Source organism: Ilumatobacter nonamiensis YM16-303, assembly GCF_000350145.1.
Classification (GTDB): Bacteria; Actinomycetota; Acidimicrobiia; order Acidimicrobiales; family Ilumatobacteraceae; genus Ilumatobacter_A; species Ilumatobacter_A nonamiensis.
The window spans coordinates 1-3,674 of record NZ_BAOL01000146.1; the positions used below are offsets into that span (position 1 = coordinate 1).

At 67.0% G+C, this 3,674-nt stretch carries 2 protein-coding genes; both read left to right on the plus strand.

The window, feature by feature from the left end; translation table 11 throughout:
* Window positions 1-1,531: serine hydrolase (locus ON45_RS13445; RefSeq protein ID WP_051063041.1), on the plus strand; the 1,531-nt coding region annotated here is incomplete at its 5' end.
* Between the two features lie 66 nt (window positions 1,532-1,597).
* Window positions 1,598-3,586: an ATP-dependent zinc metalloprotease FtsH gene (gene ftsH / locus ON45_RS13450; protein WP_040494509.1), complete on the plus strand. Its 1,989-nt coding sequence runs from the start codon at window positions 1,598-1,600 to the stop codon at window positions 3,584-3,586.
* Window positions 3,587-3,674: the final 88 nt, after the last annotated feature.

Here is a 3,674-nt window from a genome sequence, read left to right on the forward strand (position 1 = left end):
GACCACGAGCGGTGACGACACCGCGCCGGAGGAGTCGGCACCGGCAGGTCCTCCGGGTGACCCGGCCCAGACGGTGACCCGCGAGGACGTCGACGCCGGCCTCGAACTGGTCCCGGAACACATCGAAGCCATGCTCGAGTCGAGCGGGGTCCCAGGTCTGGCGGTGGCGGTCGTGTTCGACGACGAGGTCGTGTACGCCGAGGGCTTCGGCGTCCGCGAGATCGGCGGCGACGAGGCCGTCGACGCCGACACCGTCTTCCAGGTCGCATCCTTGTCGAAGGCGATCAGTGCCACCGCGGTCGCCGGTGTCGTCGGTGACGGGACGATCGCCTGGGACGACCCGATCGTCGAACATCTGCCCGACTTCGCGCTGTCGGACCCCTACGTCACCGAGCACGTGACCTACGCCGACCTCTTCACCCATCGCAGCGGCCTTCCCGCGCATGCCGGAGATCTGCTCGAAGACCTCGGCTACGACCAGCAGGAGGTGTTCGACCGACTCGTTCAGGAACCGCTCTCGCCGTTCCGAGCCCAGCACCTCTACACCAACTTCGGGCTCACCGCTGCCGCCGAGGCGGCTGCCAACGCCTCGGGGGACCCCTGGGACGTCCTGGTCGAGGAGCGACTCTTCACGCCGGCGGGGATGACCGATTCCTCGGCGTTGTTCGCCGAGTACATCGCCGCGGACAATCGCGCGGTGCCCCATCAACGCGACGCCGACGGCGACTGGATCGTCACCACCGACCAGCGCGACCCCGATCAACAGTCGCCCGCCGGCGGCATCTCGTCGACCGCGAACGACCTCGCACAGTGGCTGCGCCTGCAACTCGGCGACGGCGAGCTCGACGATGAACCGATCATCGACCCCGCCGCTCTGCTCCAGATGCACACGCCACACAGCGTGTCGCACCCACCTGCGACTCCGAGTTCGCACACGGGCACGTACGGGCTCGGAACAGGCGTCGGCGTGCGCGACGACGGCTACACGAACTGGACGCACTCGGGAGCCTTCCTGCTCGGAACCGGTACCAACTTCAACATCGTCCCCGGCCAGCAACTCGGGGTCGCCGTGATCACCAACGGTCAGCCCGTCGGGCTGGCGGAGGCGACGTCGGACACGGTGATCGACCTGATGATCGACGGTGCACCGCGACTCGACTGGCTCAGCGGCTACATGGGAGCGTTCGCCGGACTCTACGAATCGGAGCTCCCGACCGACTGGAGCGAGCCCGTCGCCGAACCGGCACCGCCGTCCGCGCCGGGGACCTACGTCGGGACGTACGACAACGCCTACTACGGCCCCATGACCGTCGAAGACGCAGCGGGAACGCTCGTGATGACGCTCGGCCCCGACGACATGACCTTCGAACTCACCCCGTACGACGGCGACACCTTCCTCTTCACGCCGCCAGGAGAGAACTCACTCGGTCCGACCGGCATCGCGTTCGATGTCGAGGGAAGCGAGGCGACCTCTGCGACTTCGGAGTTCTACGACACGACCGGACTCGGCACCTGGAACCGGGTCGACTGAACCAGTCGTCCGCAGTTCGCGCGAGCACGACCGGGCAAGGGCCGAACACACTCGTATCATGGAGTGATGAGCAATCTTCCTCCTCCCCCTCCCCCGCCGCCTCCCGGCGCGGGTCGGGGTCAGCGGCGCGGGTCGAAGTCCGACCGTCCGACGCCGAAGAACAAGTTCGACTCCGACGGATCGGCGAAGGACGACAACGGCGACGCCAAGCCCGGATTTCCCCGCTGGGGCTGGTGGATCGTCGGTCTCGTGGCGGTGGGCGCGCTGCTCGTGCCGAGCCTGTGGCCGAGCAACGACGGCGACAGCCTGACCTACACCGAGTTCATCGCCGAGGTCCAGGACGACAACATCGAGACCGCCGACATCAACACCGGTTCGGGCAAGATCACCGGCGAGTACACGAACGGCGACAAGTACAACACGTCCGGCGGGGGTGAGCGGGGCGTGTCCGAGGAGGACGAACAACTGCTCAAGGAGCAGGGTGTCGACTACGAGTTCACGCCGCCGAGCAACAACTTCCTCCTGAACCTGCTCGGCTTCATGCTGCCGATCTTCCTGATCATCGGCTTCCTCATCTGGATGCAGCGCCGTGCGTCCGGCCAGATGGGTGGCGTCATGTCGATCGGCAAGAGCAAGGCGAAGGCGTACGACGCCAGCCGTCCGTCGACCACGTTCGACGACATCGCCGGCTACGAGGGCGTGAAACAGGAGATCAGCGAGGTCGTCGACTTCCTGCGTTACCCCGAGCGGTTCAAGGAGATCGGCGCTCGCGTCCCCAAGGGCATGCTGCTCGTCGGTCCTCCTGGCACCGGCAAGACGTTGTTCGCACGTGCCGTGGCCGGCGAAGCAGGCGTCGGGTTCCTTTCCGTCACCGGCTCGGACTTCATGGAGATGTTCGTCGGCGTCGGCGCGAGCCGCGTTCGGGATCTGTTCCAGCAGGCGCGCCGCATGGGCAAGGCGATCATCTTCATCGACGAGATCGACTCGATCGGCCGCAAGCGCGGCGCGGGCCTCGGTGGCGGCCACGACGAGCGCGAGCAGACGCTCAACCAGATGCTCGCCGAGATGGACGGGTTCGAGACGTCCGAGGGCATCGTCATCATGGCGGCCACCAACCGCCCTGACATCCTCGACCCCGCACTGCTCCGCCCGGGTCGATTCGACCGCCAGATCGTCGTTCCGGTCCCCGAGTCCGGCGAGCGCAAGGCGATCCTCGAGGTCCACAGCCGGGACAAGCGCCTCGGTTCCGACGTCGACATGGAGACCATGGCCAAGGCGACCGTCGGCATGGCCGGCGCCGACCTGGCGAACCTCGTCAACGAAGCAGCCCTCGTGGCCGTGCGCCGAGGCTCCAAGGAGATCGAACGGATCGACTTCGAGAACGCTCGCGACCGCGTCGTGCTCGGCGCGCAGCGTGAGTCGGTCATCATGACTGCCGAGGAGAAGCGGGCGACCGCCTACCACGAGGGTGGTCACGCGCTGCTGTCGACGGTGCTCCCCCATGGTGACCCGCTGCACAAGGTCACGATCCTGCCTCGCGGCATGGCCCTCGGTGTCACGTGGTCGCTCCCGCAGGAACGGCACACCTACTCGAAGGAGTACTTCGAGGACACGATCTGCAAGGCGATGGGCGGCCGTGTTGCCGAGATCGTCGTGTTCGGTCACCTCAACTCGGGTGCTGCGAACGACCTCGAGCAGGCCACCGGCATCGCCCGTCGGATGGTACGGGAGTGGGGCATGTCCGACCGCGTCGGACCTCAGGCCTGGAGCGGCCAGCAGGCCACCTTCCTCGGTGACGACCTGATGAGTTCGGGCCGCGAGTACTCCGACGACACCGCACGCCTGCTCGACGAGGAGATCTCCAAGCTCCTCACCGACCAGGAACAGCGCGCCAAGGAAGTGATCACCCGCCACCGCCGTGGTTTGGAACTGATCGCCGAGGCGCTACTCGAGGAGGAGACGATCGACGGGCCCACCGTCGCCCGCCTCATCCAGCAGGGCATGATCGAGTCGGGCGAGAGCGCCCCCACCCTCGACGACATCGTCCTCCGCTAGTCCGGTTCCGCCTCATCCTCCACCCCCACGCCGGTCCCGTTTTCCGGTTTGCGTGATCGAATCCGCGTCCGTCGTCACTTTCGGTCAC